Genomic DNA, 16,737 nt, shown 5'->3' with positions numbered 1-16,737 from the left:
GCACCCGGCCGCCCACCGGTGGCATCATCGGGTGATGACGCAGGCATCACCGCCCGCCCGCCCGTACCGACCCACCGCGGACACCGTCCTGCGGCGCTTCGAGGAACTCGCCCGCGAGGCTCCCGACGCCCCCGCCGTCCTCCACGGCCCGGAGGAACTCTCCTACGGCGAACTCGACGCGCGGGCAAACCGGCTGGCCCACCACCTGCTGGACGGGGCCCTGCCCGCGGGCGGCCTCGTGGCCATCGCCGTGGGCGCCCGGCCCGCACTCCCCGTCTGCCTCCTCGCCACCCTCAAAGCGGGCGGCACCTACACCGTCGTCGCCGAGGACGACCCGCGCACCGCCCGCGGCATGCTCGCCGCCCTGCCCCCGTACCTCCTGCTCACCGACACCGGCACCGACCGCCGGGCGCCCGGCCTCGGCCTGTCCGAGGGGCGGCGGACCGTCGCCCTCGACGAGGAGGCGGCCCGGATCGCCGCGCGACCCGCCACCGCGCCCGTCCGCACCGCCGAGGACCGCGACGCCGCGATCCTGTTCACCGGCACGGCCCGGCCCCGCCCGGTCCGCGTCGGCCACGAGCTGCTCCTCGCCGCCCACGACAGCTGGGCCGAGGCCGCCCGGCTCACCCCACGCGACCGCCACCTGTTCACCGGCGGCCCCGACATCACCGCCTTCGCCGCCGGCTGGACCCGCCCCCTGTGCTCCGGCGGCGCCCTCGTCCTGCCCGAGGGCGCCGGGCGCGGGGCCCACGACCTCCTCGACGCCGTCCGGGAACGGCGCGTCAGCGTCCTGCACACCGACCCGGCGACCGCCGTGGAGCTCATGGTCCGCGACGACCGGCCCGCCCCGCTCTCCGTCCCCCGGCCCCGCCGCGAACCCGACCCCGCCTTCGCCGACGTGCGGCTGCTCACCATCACGGGGGACCGGCTCTACCTCGACGAACAGGCCGCCCTCCAGGACCGGTTGCGCCCCGGCGCCCGCGTCCTCAACGTCTACGGCCCGACCGAGACCGCCGGCGCCGGGACCTCCTTCGAACTCCCTCAGCTGCCCGCCCCGCTGGACACCCCCGAGCGGATCGCCCTCCTCGGCACGCCCTTCCCGGGCTTCCGCGCGGACCTGCGCGACGGGGAGCTCCTCCTCACCCCGCCCGGCGGCGACACCGTCGCGACCGGCGACCTCGCCGTCCTGCGCCCCGACGGGCTCCTGGAGTTCGGCGGGCGGCTGCGGGACCGGATCACCCTGGACCACGGCGGCCGCCTCGACCCGCACACCGTCGAGTCCCGGATCCGCACCCACCCCGCCTTCGGCGCCGCCGTCGTGGCCCGGGTGACCTCGGGGACCCGCGTACGGCTCGTCGCCTACGTGGCCCCGCCCCCCGGCGACCCCCTGTGGCTCCGGGGTGCGGACCAGGTCGGCCCGGAGACCCTGACCGTGCACCTGGAGCGGACGACGAGCCCCGCCGAAACGCCGGCCCGGCTGGTCCGGCTGCGCGCCCTGCCCCGTACCCGGGCCGGTCAGGAGGACCGGGCGGCGGTGCCGTTGCCCGCCAAGGACCGCCCGCGGGTGGCCCCGTCCGCGCCCGGTTCCGCGAGCAGCGGCAAGTCGGGCTCCGCCGGGGCGGAGACGATGTCGGCCGGCTGCGCCGCGGGCTGCCTCGCCCTGCCGCTGACCGGGGCGGCCATGCTGCTCACCTCGGTGCTGTGGCCCGGATCCACCGACCTCACGGGGGTGCCGGCCCCGTGGTCGTTCCTCTTCTTCGTCCTCTACGTGTGCGAGAGCGCCGCCTTCGCGGCCGGCGTGCTGTTCCTGTTCGGCGGCCGCGAGCGGATGCTCCGCCAGGGCCGGGGACGGGCGCTGACCACCGCGGCCCACCTGTCGGCGTCCTACCTGCTGCTCGCCTGGTGGCCGCAGGACAACCTCTACCGGCTGGCGGCCAAACACGACTGGCCGCGCCAGGCCGCCCTCGTCTACACCTTCAACGTCCCGCTGATGATCGCGGGCCTGATCGTGGCCTGCCACCTGCTCCGCAGGCCGCGCTCGCCCTTCGACTTCGAGGACTGACCGGACGGATGACGGCCGGGCCGGGCGACGGCCCGGTCCGCCGCGTCGGAGAAGTCCGCGAACCCCGCCCCGACCGCGAGGGCCCCCGCCCGCACCAGCGCCTCGGCCGCGTCCAGCGCCCCGCCGTCGCGCGCGGCCAGCAGCACCCCGATCCAGGGCGCCGGATCGAAGGCCCCGGTCACGATGGCCGGCACGAACACCGCCCCCGACCCGGCGCAGGCCTGCGCGAGGTCCGCGCAGAGCAGCTCCACCTGCCCCTCCGGCAGCCGCGCGCCCAGCTCCACCCGGTCGACGATCCGTACGAGGTGCCCCGCGCCCCGCAGCACGTCCAGCCGGGCCGCCACCATGAAGGCCACCGAAGGGCCGGTGAGCCTCAGGTTGGCCTCGGTCGGCGCCGGCCGCCCCACCGCGTCGACCACGAAGTCCACGTCGAACCAGCCCCGGTAGCCCGAGGCCGCCAGCTCCCGCCCCACCGCCGCCCCGAAGGCCCGCAGCGGCTCCTCCAGGGCGGCGGGCACCACCGCGGGACCCACCGTCGCGCCCCGGTACGCCCCGTCGCACACCTCCATCACCGCCGCCCCGACCTCGTGCGGGCGGCCCCCACCGTCCACGAACCCGTCGTACGTCAGGTCCCGCGGGCCCCGCGCGGGGGCCTCCACGTACTCCTCCACCAGCAGCGGCCCGCGCGGCAGCCCGCGCAGGGCCGCCCGCGGCCCGCCCGCCGCCCGGACCAGCGCGGGCGTCAGCACCCTGGTGCCCGAACCCCCGACGCCGTGCTCCGACTTGAGCACCGTGCCCAGCCCCGCCCGCGCCCGCGACGCCACCGTCCGTACGGCCGCCCACCGGTTCGCCGCCCGCCACTGCGCGGGCAGCGTGATCCCCGGGTGCCCGCCGCCCTCCAGGATCCGGGCGAACAGGGCGTGCGCCGCCGACTTCGACTCGTAGCGCAGCTCCCGCGGCCGCCACGGCAGCCCGGCGAGCCGCCCGTACGGCTCCGTCCGGCCCCACGGTACGAGGGGCAGCCCGCGCCCCGTCACCCGGCGGGCCAGCTCCGGCCGGGACCGCACGGCGTCCGACAGGCCCGCCTCCCGCTCGGCCAGCCCGTCGTGGACCTCCACCTCGGGGCCCCAGCCCAACTGCCGTCCCACCAGCCGGATCCATCCCGGCGGCACGGCCCGCGGCAGCACCAGGGCGGCCGGGTACGGGCTGTAGAACGCGGCGAGGCAGGCGTAGTCGTGCGCGGCCAGCGGCTCCCGGCCCACCGAGGCGTCGGCGAACTGGGCGTTGAACTCCGCCACGTTGCCCACGTGCACCGCCGGGACCCCGCCCGTCCAGGCCCGCGCCCAGGCGGCGAGCACCGTCGGAGCCACCTCGAAGCGCACCAGCCCCGGCGGCGACCCGGCCGCGGCCACCGCGCCCATCGCCCGGTAGAAGCCCGCCGCGTGCGGATCGGAGTCGATCAGCAGACGGCGCACGCCCAGCTCGGCGGCCCGGCCGAGGACGTCCCGGTACAACAGCCGCCCGACGCCCCGGCCGATGGCCGACGGCTCCACGAACAGCAGCCCGAGCCGCGCCACTTCCCCGTCCAGGGCCTCCAGCGAGGCGACGCCCAGCACGCGCCCGGCGCCGCTCTCGGCCACCGCGATCCGCCGGTCGGCGAGTTCGCCCTCGCGGACGGCCAGTTCCGGGGCGCACGCGGCGAGGAACCCCGCGTCGTAGCCCCAGTACGCCTTGGACCGCATGACCAGTGCGCTCAGCGCCGCCGCCTCCCCGTCCCGCGCGGCCCTGACCTTTGCCATTTCCTGACCTCCCCATGGTCCGGGGCGGGGCCGTGCGATACATTCGGCCTCCCCACGGCACGTGCTCGGCACATCCCTATCCCACCCACGCCCAGACAGGCTTCTCCATGAGCGACATCGTCAACGGACTCGGCCGCACGAGCGCCTACGGCGCCCTCGGGCTGGTCCTGCTGATCCTCGGCATCGTCCTGGTGGACGTGCTGACGCCCGGGAAGCTCCCGAAGCAGATCTGGGAGGAGCGCAACCGCAACGCGGCCCTCCTGCTCAGCTCCGCGCTGCTGGGCATCGGCGGCATCGTCTTCACCTCGATCTGGACGACGTACGACGACTTCGGCAAGGGCCTGCTGTCCACCGCGGCCTTCGGACTGCTGGGCCTGGTCCTGATGGCCGTGGCCTTCCTGGTGCTGGACCTGGTGACCCCGGGCAAGCTCGGCGCCATCGTCGTGGACCCGGAGCCGCACCCGGCCGTCTGGGTCACGGCCTCCTGCAACCTCGCCGTCGCCGCGATCGTGGCGGCGTCCATCGCCTGACGACCCGTACGGGACGACGAGAGCGCCGCTCCCCCAGGGGGAGCGGCGCTCTCGTCGTCCGCGGGCCCGGTGGGCGGGCGGGCCCCGCCGGCCGGGCCGGCGTCAGGCCAGGCCCAGCGCGAACACCGCGAACCCGGCCGCCAGCAGCCCCGCCACGGTCCGCCGCACCACCGGGTTCCGGCGGCCGCCCGCCGCCGGCGGAGCCTCGAACCGGCGCGCGTAGCGGGCGATGACCACCAGCAGCACGGCGAACACCGGCATCCACGCCAGCCGGGCCAGGATCCACGCCAGGGTCTCGGGCGCCGTCGTCAACCCGGTCAACCCGCCGCCCCCGCCCGCGAACGAGGCGGGCACGGCCGCCGCCAGCATGGCGCTCTGGTGCCAGCACAGGATGGTCATCGCCGACAGGTTGACCACCACCACCGGCGCCCACAGGGCCGGCCGGGCCAGCAGCCGCGCCAGCCGGTCCCGCAGCAGCATCGCCGCACCCGACTGGGCCGAGGCCAGCGCCAGCACCAGCAGCGACGGCGGGTGCGAGTTGGTCCGCGCCTCACCCGGTACGCCGACCATCGACGCCGGGTAGTGGAACACCGTCAGCAGCACCGCGAACAGCACGCCCCCGCCGACCAGCAGCAGCCACGCCCCGCGCCGCCCGATCCGCCGTTCGCCCCACGAGACGCCGAGCTGGTACGCGAACATCCAGCCCGGCAGCACGTTCAGCACGGACAGCCAGGACGGCACCGCGTCGGACAGCGGCCCGTACCGCAGGAAGTCCACCACCGCGACCGAGGCCAGCAGCGGCGCCGCCGCCCACCCGCCGAACCGCCGGGCGGCCCGCACGCAGTACGGGGTCAGCGCGGTCACCCCCGCGTACACCCCGACGAACCACAGCGGCTGGATCACCAGCGTGGCCCCGGTGCGCAAGGTGGCCTCCGGTACGCCGGCCGCGTACAGGGCGGGTGCCGCGAGCGCCCACACTGCCGTCACACCGAGCACCGGCCGCCCCAGCCGGACCATCCGTCCCTTGAGCCAGGCTCCGGTCGAACCGGTGCGCCGGTGGAAGGACAGCACCGAGGCGTAGCCGCCGACCAGGAAGAAGATGCCCAGCATCTGGAGCACCCAGCTCGCCGGCGCCAGGGCGCCGAAGGCGGACAGCGGACTGGCGTTGTGCAGCCCGCCCTCCGGGTCGAGGGTGAACCCGCCGAGCAGCCAGTGCCCGGTCGGCACGGCCAGCAGGGCCAGGGCGCGCAGACCGTCGACGGCCCGGTCCCGGTGGGCGGGGGTCCGGCGGTCGATCCGCGCGGCGGTGTCCGACAGCCGGGTCAGCGCGGCGTTGTCCGACAGTCGGGCCGGCGCGCGCGGCGTACGCGTCGCGCTCACCGGAGCTCTCCCTTCGCGATCGCGGCGAAGGCCGCCAGCGAACGGGTGCCGGCGGCGAAGTAGCCGGTGTGGCCCTTCACGTCGCCGGCGGGCACCCTACGGGCGCCGAAGGCGGGTGCGGTGGGGTCGGCGCCGTGCCCGAGCCCGGCGAACTCGACGTTGGGCACGTTGGCGATCCAGTCCGAGGGCCCCCGGGCCGCCCAGACGCGGGCACCCGTCCCCAGACCGGCGGCGTCGTCCACGCGCATCCCCGGGGAACCGAACACCACGATGTCGGCGGCGTCCGTGTGCCGGGCCGCGATCCCGCACACCACCGAGCCGTAGCTGTGGCAGAACAGCACCGGGTCGGGCGCCCCGACCGCGTCGAGCCCGGCCGTGAACCGGGCCAGCCGCACCGCACCGGCCTCCGCGAGCCGGCCCTCCGCCGCGTCGAGACCGACCCCGACCGGCGTGGTGTAGCCCGTCCACGCGATGACCGCGGTGTCCCCGCCCGCCGCGGCCCGCAGCGCCCGGGCCATACCGGCCGGGCCGGTGTCGGGGGCGCGGGGGGCGTCGTGGGTGGTGGCGTCGTTGTCCGAACCCGGCACGATCACCGCGACGTGCGCGGCGTGCTCCGGGTCCCCGAACACCTCGGCGACCTGCCCGCGGCCGCGCGGGTCGAAGGCCAGGATCCGGCGGCCCGGAGAGGCGAGGGAGGCGTAGCGGGCCTCACCCGTGGCGAGGACCGCGAGCCGGTTGGCCTCGTACCGCAGGGGGAGCGGAGCGCCGTCCAGATTGCCCACCACCAGCGGGTGGGAGCGTACGAGTTCCCGTCGCCCGGTCTCGTCCAGCCCGGCGAAGAAGCGGGCCACCTCCCGGGGCGTCGTGGACGCCGGATCGGGCAACGGCCGGCCGCCCACCGAGGCGGCCCGCCAGGCGGCGGTGCCCGGGGGCGGCCCGGTGACCGCACTCTGGCTGTCGGCGGCAGCCCACCCCGCGGTCCCCGCCACGATGGCCACCGCCAGCGCGGCCGTGGCCATCGTCCTTCCGAAGCGGCGCATGCCCCTTCTCCCTTCCTTGTGACGAGCCACGTGACGAGCCCCGTGACGAGGAGGAAGGTAGGAAGGAGGTACCCGACGGCACGTCGGACCGGGGAGCCAACCGGCATGTCATACCCCGGTAGGGGGTGGAGGAGACGGCATCCTTCCGCGTCTTTCCCCAGGTTTCCGGGGACTTCTGTCCCCCGTGTGTCCCCCGCGTCCCCCTACAGGGCATGCAGACGAGGGACAGGCCTCGATGTGTTGAGGAACCCGCATCTTGAACTGCGGAAACACATTGAGATGACCAGCGCACTCAGTTCGCGGCTCTTGCAAGAGCCCGAGGGTATTCGGGTTTCACGAGGGCAGGATCATCCGTTGTTGGGCGGCGTCCCAGGTGCATTCGGAGTACAGGCGGTTGTAGTCGTGCTCGGCCCCTTCATCGCTGGCGTCGCAGGGTTCGGCTCGGCCGGCCACGGCTCGGTAGTAGAAGCCGTACTCCTCGCACTCGTCGGTGCCGGGCCGGCGGCCGGACCAGATGGTGAGGCAGGTGATGCCCGGGTGGCAGGAGCCGCACTGGAAGCCGGTGAGCGCGCAACGGGCGACGTCGCAGTAGTCGGTGTGCAGGGTGCCGGGTTGCGCTCTGGCGACGACTCAAGAAACACCGGTCATGATCCTGTTACGAGCTCTTAGTGACGATCTCCGCAAGCTTCGACATGGCGTCCATGGCGGTTCTCACCCCGTCTTCCATCTCGTCAAGCGACGTGTCGAACAGGCGGACCCGCTCGTCGTGTGTCAGGGGTTTCGCACCCCTGCTCGTACTCAACGCGTCCTTGCAGTCCTGGCTCCCGCGCTGGAGTCGGCGCAGTCCCTGGGAGTAGATCTGCTGTATGTCCCTGAGGGGAATCGGGAAGAACTTCTGCATCGTGGAGATCTGCTGATCGAGGTCCCCGCAAAGCTGGTGGATCTGCTCGTCCGTACTGGTTTTGCTGGTCAGGGCGTCGCCGATTGCGCCGAAGGCGTAGCCGATGGCCTCATCGCGGTCCAGGCCGCCCATGGCGAGCCATGCCCTCGCCTGCCATCGCTGTATCTCGGCACTCGTCCGTGCCGGAGGGGGCGTTTGAAGTCCGGCAGGACTGTCGGCTGGTGTGGGGATGCTGCGCGGCGGGTCGAGGATGTCCGTCTGGGCCACGATGCCCAGGAGAGCGCCGGGAAGGCCCAGGGCGAGCACAGCGCTTCGCCTCAGCAGCGGACGCCAGGTCCGCCTGCCCGGCGGAGGGGGCACCTGGGACGGCGAGGGATGCGGCGGAGCTGCTGATGCGGGTCGCGGCACGGCGGACGGTCGTACTCTCAGACGGAGTCTCCGAATTGCCCGGCCAAGGCCGGCACCGGCCAGGGCCGCGAACGCGGAGAGGAAGACAGTAACGGCAAGCGACTGAGTGGCCATCAGTTTCACGGCAGTCAAGCCGTTGGCTGGGATCCAATGGCACCGGTTTCCGTACATGTTCGACGGGCCGAGGCAACCGTCCGCGGAACCCAGTAGGTACAAGGCGGCGTATGCCGTGTACTGCAGCACCTGGGTGGCGAGCAGCGCACGCAGCAGCCAGTAACTTCGGGAAACCCCTGCGACCATGGCTGCCGTGATCGCACAGGCCCCGCAGAGGGCCAGCATCTGCCCCCACATGAGGACGGTTCCGTACGCGCCCGCTCGCTCCATGATGGCCGCAGGTCTCCGTGAACGCAGCGCAAAGGCCACCGCGAGGAAGCCCAACGCGCACAGGAGCCCGCCCGCGAATCCTGTCGCAAGCATCCTCCGCAGGCGAAGGCCGACCCTCCTGCCGCGCACATAAGGCAGCAGGGGGACGAGTGACATCATGAGCGCCGCGATCCCGGGAACGGTCTCGTGCGGCAGCAGCAGGATGTGCCACAGAGTGTCGATCGCCGATAACTCGTGCGAGAAGTCCTGCCACGGGCCCGTGAATGTGTCATTGATCCACTCAGCCACCCTTCTGTCGTTGTCTGCGTAGCCCAATGACAGCAGAGAACCGTTCTTCTCCCACCAGAGCAGCCCGGCCCACAGCTGGAACAGCGTGGCAAGGAAGTTCAGGGCTATCGCTACGGCGCGTGGTCCCGCCCCTTTCAAGGTGAGCGTCATCCGGTGAAACTGCGCCGACCAGACCGCGGGTACCACGGCAACAAGTACCAGCCACACCATGTACTGCGGCTGACTGACCAGCCATACAGAGGCGGTGTTGCCACCGACGACAAAGACGCCGACTGCCAGACCCACACCCAGCCATAGTCCGGCGCGGACGCCGGGCCCAGAGCCCTGTCGGGTGGACCTGGCAGGGACGAGGACCAGGGCGGGTGCGGCCAACAGCGCAGTGAGAAGTGACGGGATGGCTGATCCGCCAAGGCCGGGTGCCGCATTGAGCTGCCGGACAAGGAGCCACGCCGCCACTCCGACGAGCAACATGTCAAGGGAGCCAGGGTCCGACATCCGCCCGGGTCGTGCCAGGACGCGCCGACGCTCGGCCCAGTCCGGATGGGTGCGCAGCAGCGTGGTGAGGCGCCGTAGCGGGGCCGCCACCGGCCCCGAAGGATCGGGGTGGTCCCAGGCCGCCGGGTTTGCTCCCCAGCTGACCGCTTGCAGATCGGCGTGGAGTTCCCGGCGGCGCAGGAGGTTCGCGCGGGCCAGGTGCACTATCGCCACGAGCAGGAGTCCGGAGAGAAGGTACCGGGCGACGTTGGAGACCAGCGCAGGCCGGAAGGCGGATGCATCGCCCGACAAGGGTGAGCTTCCTGTGTCCAGCAGGCTGATGACGAGGAGGCCCCCCTCTCGGAGAAGGCAGGGAAGCAGGGCGACCACCACGCAGGCGCGCCACAGGGCGGTACTGCCGTATGCGAAGTCCACGTCGTGGTTGCGGATGTGGGCGAGTTCGTGCAGGACGACGGCTCGGAAGCCGTCTGGGTCACTGGCTCGGCGCACGATCAGGCCTGTGTGGAGGCATACGGTGTAACGGCCGGCGCGGCCGTAGGCCACTGCGCCCGCGGTCGTGCGGGTCGGGTCCTCTCTGAAGCGCACACCCGGGCCGATTTCGCTGAGGACACTCAGTTCGGCGAGTTCGGCCGCAAGAGTCGCATCGTCCACCGGCCGGGTACGCGCATCCCGAAAGCGTGGCAGCAGCCAGACGTAGACGACAACCGCGGCGACCACCAACCCGAGGACCGCGATGACAAGGCCCGCAGCGCTTACCCGCGACGGCGGCACCCGAGAGAGACACTCGTCCAGGGCGGAGGAATAGCGGCGCCCGGTGAGAGTCAGATTCTCGAGATCAACCCTGCTCGGGTCCATCCCGGCGGCCAGAAAACAGCCGAGGCTGCTGTCAGAGAGGTGGTCGCTGCTCGACTTCAGCATGACGCTGAGCATGGCGACGCTCGACGCGACGGCGAGGGTGATGAGGAGGACGAAACGCAGTCCTGTATCGATGACACCGGAGCGCAGGAGTCGGGGCAGCCGCGTCAGCACGGATCAGGTGGGGTCGGCGGAGTCGGGGTCGGCGTCCGGTCCTGAGCATGTCTGCGAACCTGTCGTAAGCGGCTCCGTCACCAGCTGGGCTATCACCGCGTCCGCCAGTGCTTCGGCCTCGGTCTGGCTCATGCCCTGCGACACCGCACGCTCCAGGATGCGCTGCCGTATGCGGGTCAGTTGAACGGCGTCCAGTTCCCTCAGCTCGGCGGGCGGTGCGCCCGCCCCTCTTCGTAAGAGCCTCCGTAGCAATCGTCGGCACCGGGCGGCCGCACTTTCGGTGACGAGATCGACGCCATGCCGCGCAACCTGGTCGAGCGCCAGCCAGACGATGGGGGTGACCAGCGCGGAAGCTTCAGCAAGGCCGAATCCGAGCGGCTCCTTGCGTCGCCCCCGACCGGCGAGGATCCGCACTGCTCTTTCGTCGTCGAAGCGAAGCATGCCCTCTACGAGGGGCAGTTCGTGCGGCGCATGCTCCGCCACCACCGCACGCACCACATCACGCACGCTGACCATGGTTCCGTCCCCCTCTCCTGCGGCGCCTCCGTCCCCCGTGCCAGCCGCAGAGTAATGAGAGTATGCAACGCCGGTCTTGCCGTGAGAAGACGCCTCGCAGCTGGGTGCCGACGGCGACAGCGGCTTCTGGACACAGGGGCTCCGCCCAGGGCATGTCCGGTCGGTTCAGGCGCCGACTCGGTGCCCCTGGCCGGTGCACACGGCCGCTCCGCTGCCAGTCGCTGCCCGGTAGCCTGCTCGTATCGGTGAACCTGCGGATGGCCGAGGCGCCAGCAGCGTCGTCCGCATCCCGTGTTCGAGAGGGTCTCCCATCGTCCCCAGCACGGGGTGCGGACCGTGCCGCCGACACCTCGGTTCCCCTTGTCGGCCCAGTACGGGATGCCGGCCTCAGTGAGGGCGTCGACGATGCCGTGTTCGCGGGCCGCGCGGACATCGTGGACGGCGCCGGGCAGAGCCGGTGATGCCCACAGCAGCCGGCTGAAGGGGTCGGCGATGACCTGCACGTTCATCCCGTGTCCCTTGTACTTGCCGGAGTAGAACGGCCGGTCCGCGGCGGTGCGGTCGATCGGCAGGAGTGTGCCGTCCAGGAGCATGTACGCCTTCGTCGGGGCGGCGCGGACGGCGTCGGCCAGGGTGGGTGCGAGGGCTGCCAAGAGGTCGGCGGTCTCATTGAGCGTTTTCAGCTTCGCCGCTCCAGGGTGACACCGTGGCCCTCGTTTGAGCCCTGGAAGCTCCGAGGCTGGGCCCGCCAGGCACGGTCGATTGTCTGTGAAAAGTTGAGGGCGGTCACTTCGCTGAGGGGACGGCCCTGCGCTTCGGGGCGGAAGATGATCACGGGAAGGGCTGGAACGCATGCTCGAAGTACCATCCCTGCAAGGTTCTCCGGCCGGTCTTCCCAACCTCCGCAGTGGCGTAGTCGGACGGAGACATCCCTGTAGAGAGGGCAGAGGGCGATGAGTGTGGCTGAGAGTTGGTCGCGTGTGATGAGTCTTCTTCGGGAGCACGCGCCGGCCGATCACGCGGATCTGCCGGGGCCCGCTACGGAGCAGATGCTCGCGGCAGCCGAGGAACGGATGGGGATCTCCCTTTATGGGGACCTGCGGACGTGGCTGTTGCAGAACAGTCTGGATCTGCCGGAGGAAGACGTCGACGACGACGTGATGTGCTGCGGCTTCGACGGGTTCCCCGACGAGGGAAGCTTCTTTCTGGGCATCCGGGCGATTGAGAGGCTCTACGCGAACCGCTCCGTGTCCGGTGGATTCGACCCTCCGGACCAGCCGGACTACCCGTTCTGGCGTAACGAGTGGATCCCGTTCCTGTCGGACGAGGACGGCTGGATGGGAAAGTTCGTCGATGTGCGGGACGGGCGCGTCGGTAGATGGTTCGTGGGGGAGCCCACGGTCACGGGCGAGTACGAATCGATGGCCCAGTATTTCGACTCCGTAGCGGAGAGGCTGACGAGGATCGCCGAAGGAAGCTTCCCGGTCTGTCGGTTCACCGAAGGTCGACTTGCCTGGTCGTGAGACGGCTCCTAACTGGATGGCGGCCATTGCCGATCCGTCCTCGCCCTGGAACGGCGATGAGATTCATCAGCGCTGACGTTCCAGGGTGAGGATGGCAGCGGCGACGGCGGTCATGCGGTTGGGACTGCAGCGGGCTCTACGGAGGATTCGCCAGGACTTCAGTCGCGCGATGCTTTGTTCGACCAGTGCACGTGCTGCTGACAGGGCCGGGTTGATCGTCTGCTGGGTCGCTGTGAGGTCCTGATGAGGGAGCCGTCTGATCGGTGTGGTCACCCAGGGGCCGGCCCCGATGTAGGCGCGGTCGGCGAGGATCGGAACTCCCTGGCGTTCGCAAAGCCGGATGATGCGGTGGGTGCGGGCCGCGGCCAGGTCATGGGTGCGGCCGGGCAGGCGCGGGTGAGATCCACAGCAGCTTGCCGGTGGGATCGGCCACGACCTGCACGTTCACGCCGTGACGGCGGTGCTTCTGGGAGAAGTCGGCCCGGCTGTCGCCGACACGGTCGCACTCGGCGAGCGTCCCGTCGAGCAGGACGTAATCGGGATCGGTCTCCCGCAGGACACGCAGCAGTCCGGGCGCCCGGCGGGACAGGTGGCCGACGACGGCCGTGACGTAGGCGTGGGCGGTGCCGACGGATATCCCGAAGCCCGCGGCGATCTGTGCGAGCGTGTCGTGCCGGCGTAGGTAGACCAGGCCGACGAGGCTGCGCTGGTGGGGCGGCAGCTTGCAGCGTCGGTCACCCTCACGGGGGTGACGATGAGCATGGATGCCCACTCGACCAGGGCGTGAGGCAGGTCGAGTGCAGCGGGATGGGGAACCAACAGGGCTCCTGTGCCAATGGGTTGAGACGTCGAACACCTCCCTCAACGGCGCGGGAGCCCTGTGCGTTGCGGTCCTCATCCTGACTCGGCCAGGGTCACTCGATCAGTGGCCACTCTGAACACGATTGCCTGAGCTGGCAGCAGACGAGCGGTGGCAAGATGACGGCTTCGACCACCCCGAGAGGCCGCCCTCGTGCCCACCCCCACTGACTACCTGGCCCTTGCACATACAGAGAGGGACAGCTCTGCCCTGCAGCGTCTCGCGCAGTGCCCGTACCCCTTTGTCTGGCAGGCCCTGGCAGCCAATCCCCATACCCCGTCCGCCGTCCTCTCTGACCTGAGCGCAGCCCGCGACAGTGTCTGGAACGACAACAGGCTTCTTCACCTGCTGGCGGAACATCCTTCCGCGGACTCCATCGTTCTTCGCGCTGTCCTCGATGCCGTGGCGGCGAAGCTCGACGAGGGCGAGCGGCCCTACGCAGCCGTGCTGGCACTCGCCGGCCGTCTGGAGCTTGAGGCGGAGGAGGTGGCCAGACTCGGGACGCTTCGCGGGGCCTCTGCTCGTCTACGCCGCCGGCTGGCCTTGCGACTCAGCCCCCGCATCTGAATCGTCTCGCTGATCACGATGTGATGATCTTGGTATGGCTGGTGTGATCACGGCGTCGGAGCCGTCCTGGATAGCCCCGTTCGCCGGACTGAGCCCTCATGCCTTCGGAAAGCTGGTGACGGTTCTGCGGCGCAAGGGTGCGGACGCCGTCCGCAAGGGTCGGCCCTGGAGTCTTCCGCTGGAGGACCGGGCCCTGCTGGTCGCGGCCTACTGGCGCACGAACCTCACCATGCGGCAGCTCGCCCCGCTGTTCGGGGTGTCGAAGTCGGCGGCGGACCGGATCATCGACCACCTCGGGCCGATGCTCGCGCTCCAGCCCCGAAAGCGGTTCACCAAGGACACCGTGCTCATCGTGGACGGCACGCTGGTTCCCACCCGCGACCACTCCGTGGCGGAGCAGTCGAAGAACTACCGGTACTCCACCGCCCACCAAGTCGTCATCGACGCGGACACCCGCCTCGTTGTGGTGGTCGGCCAGCCTCTGCCGGGCAATCGGCACGACTCCCGCGGCTGGGAGGAGTCCGGCGCCAAGGCCGCCGTCGGCAACACCACCACGATCGCCGACGGCGGCTACCAGGGCACCGGACTGGTCATCCCGCACCGAAAGACGAAGGGCCAGAAGCAACTCCCGGACTGGAAAGGGGAACACAACCGGTCCCACAAGCAGGTCCGAGCACGCGTCGAGCACGTCTTCGCCCGCATGAAGACCTGGAAGATCCTCCGCGACTGCCGCCTCAAAGGCGACGGCGTCCACCACGCGATGCTCGGCATCGCACGGATGCACAACCTCGCCCTCGCCGGATAGGCCGGCGGTCCCGCACGACGGCCGACCTCACCCGAGGCGACCTAACGATCATTTACGGGACAGCCCTTAGCCATGAACGACCCCGCCTTGCACCAAGAGCTCTACGGCGCATATCACTCCGAAGCGATCGTGGACGATCTTCAGGGACCGGCGGAAACCTTGGGGATCCAGGACGTACACCGGCACGCGACGCGTATCCGCCAGGGCCTCCGTGACGATCCCCGCGCTAGCCATCGGGGCCGCCAAGGAGCTCTTGGAGTCAGTGCTGAAAGCGGTACTTGGCCTTCATGGAAACGGCAAGGAGACCAAAGAGGACCTCCCGAAGCTGGTGAAGACAGCAGCCGTTTCGCTCGGCCTCGACGCCGGGGGAGTGCGCCGTGACGAACCAGGTGCCGAATACCGGCGGAAGATCCTCCAGTCCTTGACCACGATGGTGATCGGAGCTGGCGAGCTACGGAACGAGGGGCTGGGAACCGGGCACGGACTCAGCCAAGGTCCTGCCCCCGACGTGGCCACTGCCCGACTGGTCGTCTCAGCAGCAGCGGCAGCAGCCACGTTCTACATGGAGGCGTACGAGGCTCAACAGCCGAGCTGAAGCTACCGGCGGCCGTCCAGCCGTCCGTCCCGGTAGCCGCCGGATCCCGCTCCGCCGTGCTGAGGACTGGCCAGCTCGGTGAGCGCGTGAACGGCGGCATCCATGCGGTCCGGGCTGTCCGTGCCGGCGACCCAGGTCACCATCTGCTGCTCCAGGGTCGGCCACTGCCCGACATGGTGAACACGTCCTTGCTCGTAGAGCTGGGCGATCGGCTCGGCCCGCAACCTCTTGCCCTTCTTCGCGGTGACCGGGAGGACCGCGGGCATCAGCATCTGCTCGGTCTTGTGCTCACGGTGTAGGTCCTCCCACGCCTGCGCGATCACCTGGCGGCTCATGTCCCCGCCGTAGTTCGACTCGACCACGATCGCGTCCGCCCGAAGCTCGATCGCCAGCAGGCACGTTTCTCTGCCCCAGGAGTCCGCGCCCCTGTTTCCACTGCGGTCATCGAGGAGATACAGATGTCCGTCGGTGTCGCGGGCTGCGGCGATGATGCCGGTCTCGTCCCCGACAGCGGACTCGCCGCCGGCCGGGTCGACGGCGACGACAATCCTGCTGAGGTCGATGCCGCGCAGCTGGGCGGCCGAGATCCGGTTGTCGGTGATCCACGCCCAGTCCCAGACGCCGCCGTCCTGCGGACGGGGCTGCTGCATGTAGAGCGACCACCACACTCGCTCGCCGACCGACGCGCGGATCTCCGCAAGGGCACCCTCGTCGTACCGGTCCGGCCAGAGTGCGCCGCCGACGGTGCGGCCGAGCGCGTCGTCCTCGGCGAGCGCGAGGGCAGGCAGGTCGATGACGGTCCACCGATGCCGCTCCTCGGCCAGCACTCGGCCGGCGAGGTCGTCTTCATCCCAGCGGGTCTGGATGAGGATGACGGACCCGCCGGGCTCGATGCGGGTCAGAAGGACGGCTTGCCACCATTCCCAGAGGCGGCGCCTCATAGTGGGCGAGGAAGCCTCCGCGGCGTCCTTGATCGGGTCGTCCACCACGGCCAGGTGGGCGCCCTTGCCGGTGAGGCCGCCGCCGACGCCGGCCATGACCGCGCCGCCCTCGGTACCGAGCAGGTCGAACCGGTTGGCGGCGGAGGAGCCGGGACGCAGGTCGATTCCGATCTGCGGGCCGTACGTGAGGATGGCGTCCCTGATCCACCTGCCGTGGCCATCGGCCAGGTCTGAGGAGTACGAGGCGATCATCACCCGGTGTTCGGGGCGCCGCCGCAGGTACCAAAGCGGCGCCCACCGGGCGGCACGACGGGATTTGCCGTGCCGGGGCGGCATGGTGAGCAGCAGTCGGGTCGGCACTCCGGCGGAGACCCGCTCGAAGGCAGCGTCGATCAGCCCCAGGTGCGGGGCCTGCATCTCCTTTCCCTCGGTGAGGACGGCCGCCATCGCTCCGGGGGAGCGGTCCATCGCCATGTCCCGCTCGATACGGGCGAGCTGGGCACGGAGCTGTGGGGTGGAAGCTGCGGCGATCTCACGGCGGCGCAACGCTGGAAGCGTGCGGTACAGCTGGAGAACCGCAGCCTCGTCAGCCCTCCGCACTCTCAGATCCGGTGT

At 71.2% G+C, this 16,737-nt stretch carries 12 protein-coding genes and 2 pseudogenes; 6 read left to right on the top strand and 8 right to left on the bottom strand.

Annotated features, from left to right (window positions below):
- The first annotated feature begins 34 nt into the window (after positions 1 to 34).
- On the top strand, positions 35 to 2,062 hold the full coding sequence (locus ACZ5D2_RS26960; protein WP_468932713.1) for an AMP-binding protein: 2,028 nt from the start codon (positions 35 to 37) through the stop codon (positions 2,060 to 2,062).
- On the opposite strand, the gene ACZ5D2_RS26955 is transcribed toward ACZ5D2_RS26960, so the two are convergent.
- Positions 1,969 to 3,861, bottom strand: coding sequence for a GNAT family N-acetyltransferase (locus tag ACZ5D2_RS26955; RefSeq protein WP_468932711.1), 1,893 nt, complete (start codon positions 3,859 to 3,861; stop codon positions 1,969 to 1,971). The two genes, ACZ5D2_RS26960 and ACZ5D2_RS26955, sit on opposite strands and share 94 nt — an antisense overlap.
- A 107-nt stretch (positions 3,862 to 3,968) precedes the next feature.
- On the opposite strand from ACZ5D2_RS26955, the gene ACZ5D2_RS26950 reads away from it, so the two are divergent.
- A complete protein-coding gene (locus ACZ5D2_RS26950) occupies positions 3,969 to 4,391 on the top strand; it encodes a DUF350 domain-containing protein (RefSeq protein ID WP_266846087.1) in 423 nt (140 codons plus the stop codon).
- Between the two features lie 102 nt (positions 4,392 to 4,493).
- Here the strand turns inward: ACZ5D2_RS26950 and ACZ5D2_RS26945 are convergent, their stop codons facing one another.
- From ACZ5D2_RS26945 to ACZ5D2_RS26925, 5 genes and pseudogenes are all read right to left on the bottom strand, one after another.
- Positions 4,494 to 5,717, bottom strand: a complete 1,224-nt coding sequence (locus ACZ5D2_RS26945) for an acyltransferase family protein (protein WP_371681076.1) — start codon at positions 5,715 to 5,717, stop codon at positions 4,494 to 4,496.
- 50 nt (positions 5,718 to 5,767) lie between these two features.
- Entirely contained in the window at positions 5,768 to 6,811 is a 1,044-nt protein-coding gene (locus ACZ5D2_RS26940; RefSeq protein ID WP_371675207.1) for an alpha/beta hydrolase, read from the bottom strand.
- A 655-nt stretch (positions 6,812 to 7,466) separates the two neighbouring features.
- A complete protein-coding gene (locus tag ACZ5D2_RS26935) occupies positions 7,467 to 10,316 on the bottom strand; it encodes a M48 family metalloprotease (protein ID WP_468932706.1) in 2,850 nt (949 codons plus the stop codon).
- Positions 10,317 to 10,319: 3 nt separating this feature from the next.
- Positions 10,320 to 10,832: a hypothetical protein gene (locus tag ACZ5D2_RS26930; protein ID WP_371675205.1), complete on the bottom strand. Its 513-nt coding sequence runs from the start codon at positions 10,830 to 10,832 to the stop codon at positions 10,320 to 10,322.
- Positions 10,833 to 11,128: 296 nt separating this feature from the next.
- Positions 11,129 to 11,500 (bottom strand): annotated as a pseudogene (locus ACZ5D2_RS26925) (transposase family protein); the annotation flags it as partial.
- A gap of 285 nt (positions 11,501 to 11,785) precedes the next feature.
- Here ACZ5D2_RS26925 and ACZ5D2_RS26920 point away from each other — a divergent pair.
- Positions 11,786 to 12,355, top strand: coding sequence for an SMI1/KNR4 family protein (locus ACZ5D2_RS26920; protein ID WP_371675204.1), 570 nt, complete (start codon positions 11,786 to 11,788; stop codon positions 12,353 to 12,355).
- A 66-nt stretch (positions 12,356 to 12,421) separates the two neighbouring features.
- Here the strand turns inward: ACZ5D2_RS26920 and ACZ5D2_RS26915 are convergent.
- A pseudogene (locus ACZ5D2_RS26915) lies at positions 12,422 to 13,174 on the bottom strand (transposase).
- Positions 13,175 to 13,367: 193 nt separating this feature from the next.
- On the opposite strand from ACZ5D2_RS26915, the gene ACZ5D2_RS26910 reads away from it, so the two are divergent.
- The 3 genes from ACZ5D2_RS26910 to ACZ5D2_RS26900 all read left to right on the top strand — a co-directional run bounded on the left by ACZ5D2_RS26910 (position 13,368) and on the right by ACZ5D2_RS26900 (position 15,181).
- Positions 13,368 to 13,781, top strand: a complete 414-nt coding sequence (locus ACZ5D2_RS26910; RefSeq protein ID WP_371675203.1) for a hypothetical protein — start codon at positions 13,368 to 13,370, stop codon at positions 13,779 to 13,781.
- A gap of 34 nt (positions 13,782 to 13,815) precedes the next feature.
- Positions 13,816 to 14,586 (top strand): transposase, encoded by a 771-nt coding sequence (locus ACZ5D2_RS26905; protein ID WP_371675202.1) that lies wholly within the window; start codon positions 13,816 to 13,818, stop codon positions 14,584 to 14,586.
- Positions 14,587 to 14,797: 211 nt separating this feature from the next.
- Positions 14,798 to 15,181, top strand: coding sequence for an abortive infection family protein (locus ACZ5D2_RS26900; RefSeq protein WP_371675201.1), 384 nt, complete (start codon positions 14,798 to 14,800; stop codon positions 15,179 to 15,181).
- A gap of 2 nt (positions 15,182 to 15,183) precedes the next feature.
- Here ACZ5D2_RS26900 and ACZ5D2_RS26895 read toward each other — a convergent pair whose 3' ends face one another.
- Positions 15,184 to 16,668 carry a phage terminase large subunit family protein gene (locus ACZ5D2_RS26895; protein WP_371675200.1) on the bottom strand — a complete coding sequence of 495 codons (1,485 nt, stop codon included), beginning with the start codon at positions 16,666 to 16,668 and terminating at the stop codon, positions 15,184 to 15,186.
- Between the last annotated feature and the right edge of the window lie 69 nt (positions 16,669 to 16,737).

This window comes from Streptomyces sp. NPDC031479 (assembly GCF_055581065.1).
The sequence above is the reverse complement of the archived record's forward strand: the minus strand, read 5'-3'. Positions and strand labels throughout refer to the sequence as shown.

Bases quoted from the DNA above. Each gene is read 5' to 3' on its own strand.
- ACZ5D2_RS26960 (WP_468932713.1), top strand. From the start codon at position 35: ATGACGCAGGCATCACCGCCCGCCCGCCCGTACCGACCCACCGCGGAC.
- ACZ5D2_RS26955 (WP_468932711.1), bottom strand. From the start codon at position 3,861: ATGGCAAAGGTCAGGGCCGCGCGGGACGGGGAGGCGGCGGCGCTGAGC.
- ACZ5D2_RS26905 (WP_371675202.1), top strand. From the start codon at position 13,816: ATGGCTGGTGTGATCACGGCGTCGGAGCCGTCCTGGATAGCCCCGTTC.
- ACZ5D2_RS26920 (WP_371675204.1), top strand. From the start codon at position 11,786: ATGAGTGTGGCTGAGAGTTGGTCGCGTGTGATGAGTCTTCTTCGGGAG.
- ACZ5D2_RS26950 (WP_266846087.1), top strand. From the start codon at position 3,969: ATGAGCGACATCGTCAACGGACTCGGCCGCACGAGCGCCTACGGCGCC.
- ACZ5D2_RS26940 (WP_371675207.1), bottom strand. From the start codon at position 6,811: ATGCGCCGCTTCGGAAGGACGATGGCCACGGCCGCGCTGGCGGTGGCC.
- ACZ5D2_RS26930 (WP_371675205.1), bottom strand. From the start codon at position 10,832: ATGGTCAGCGTGCGTGATGTGGTGCGTGCGGTGGTGGCGGAGCATGCG.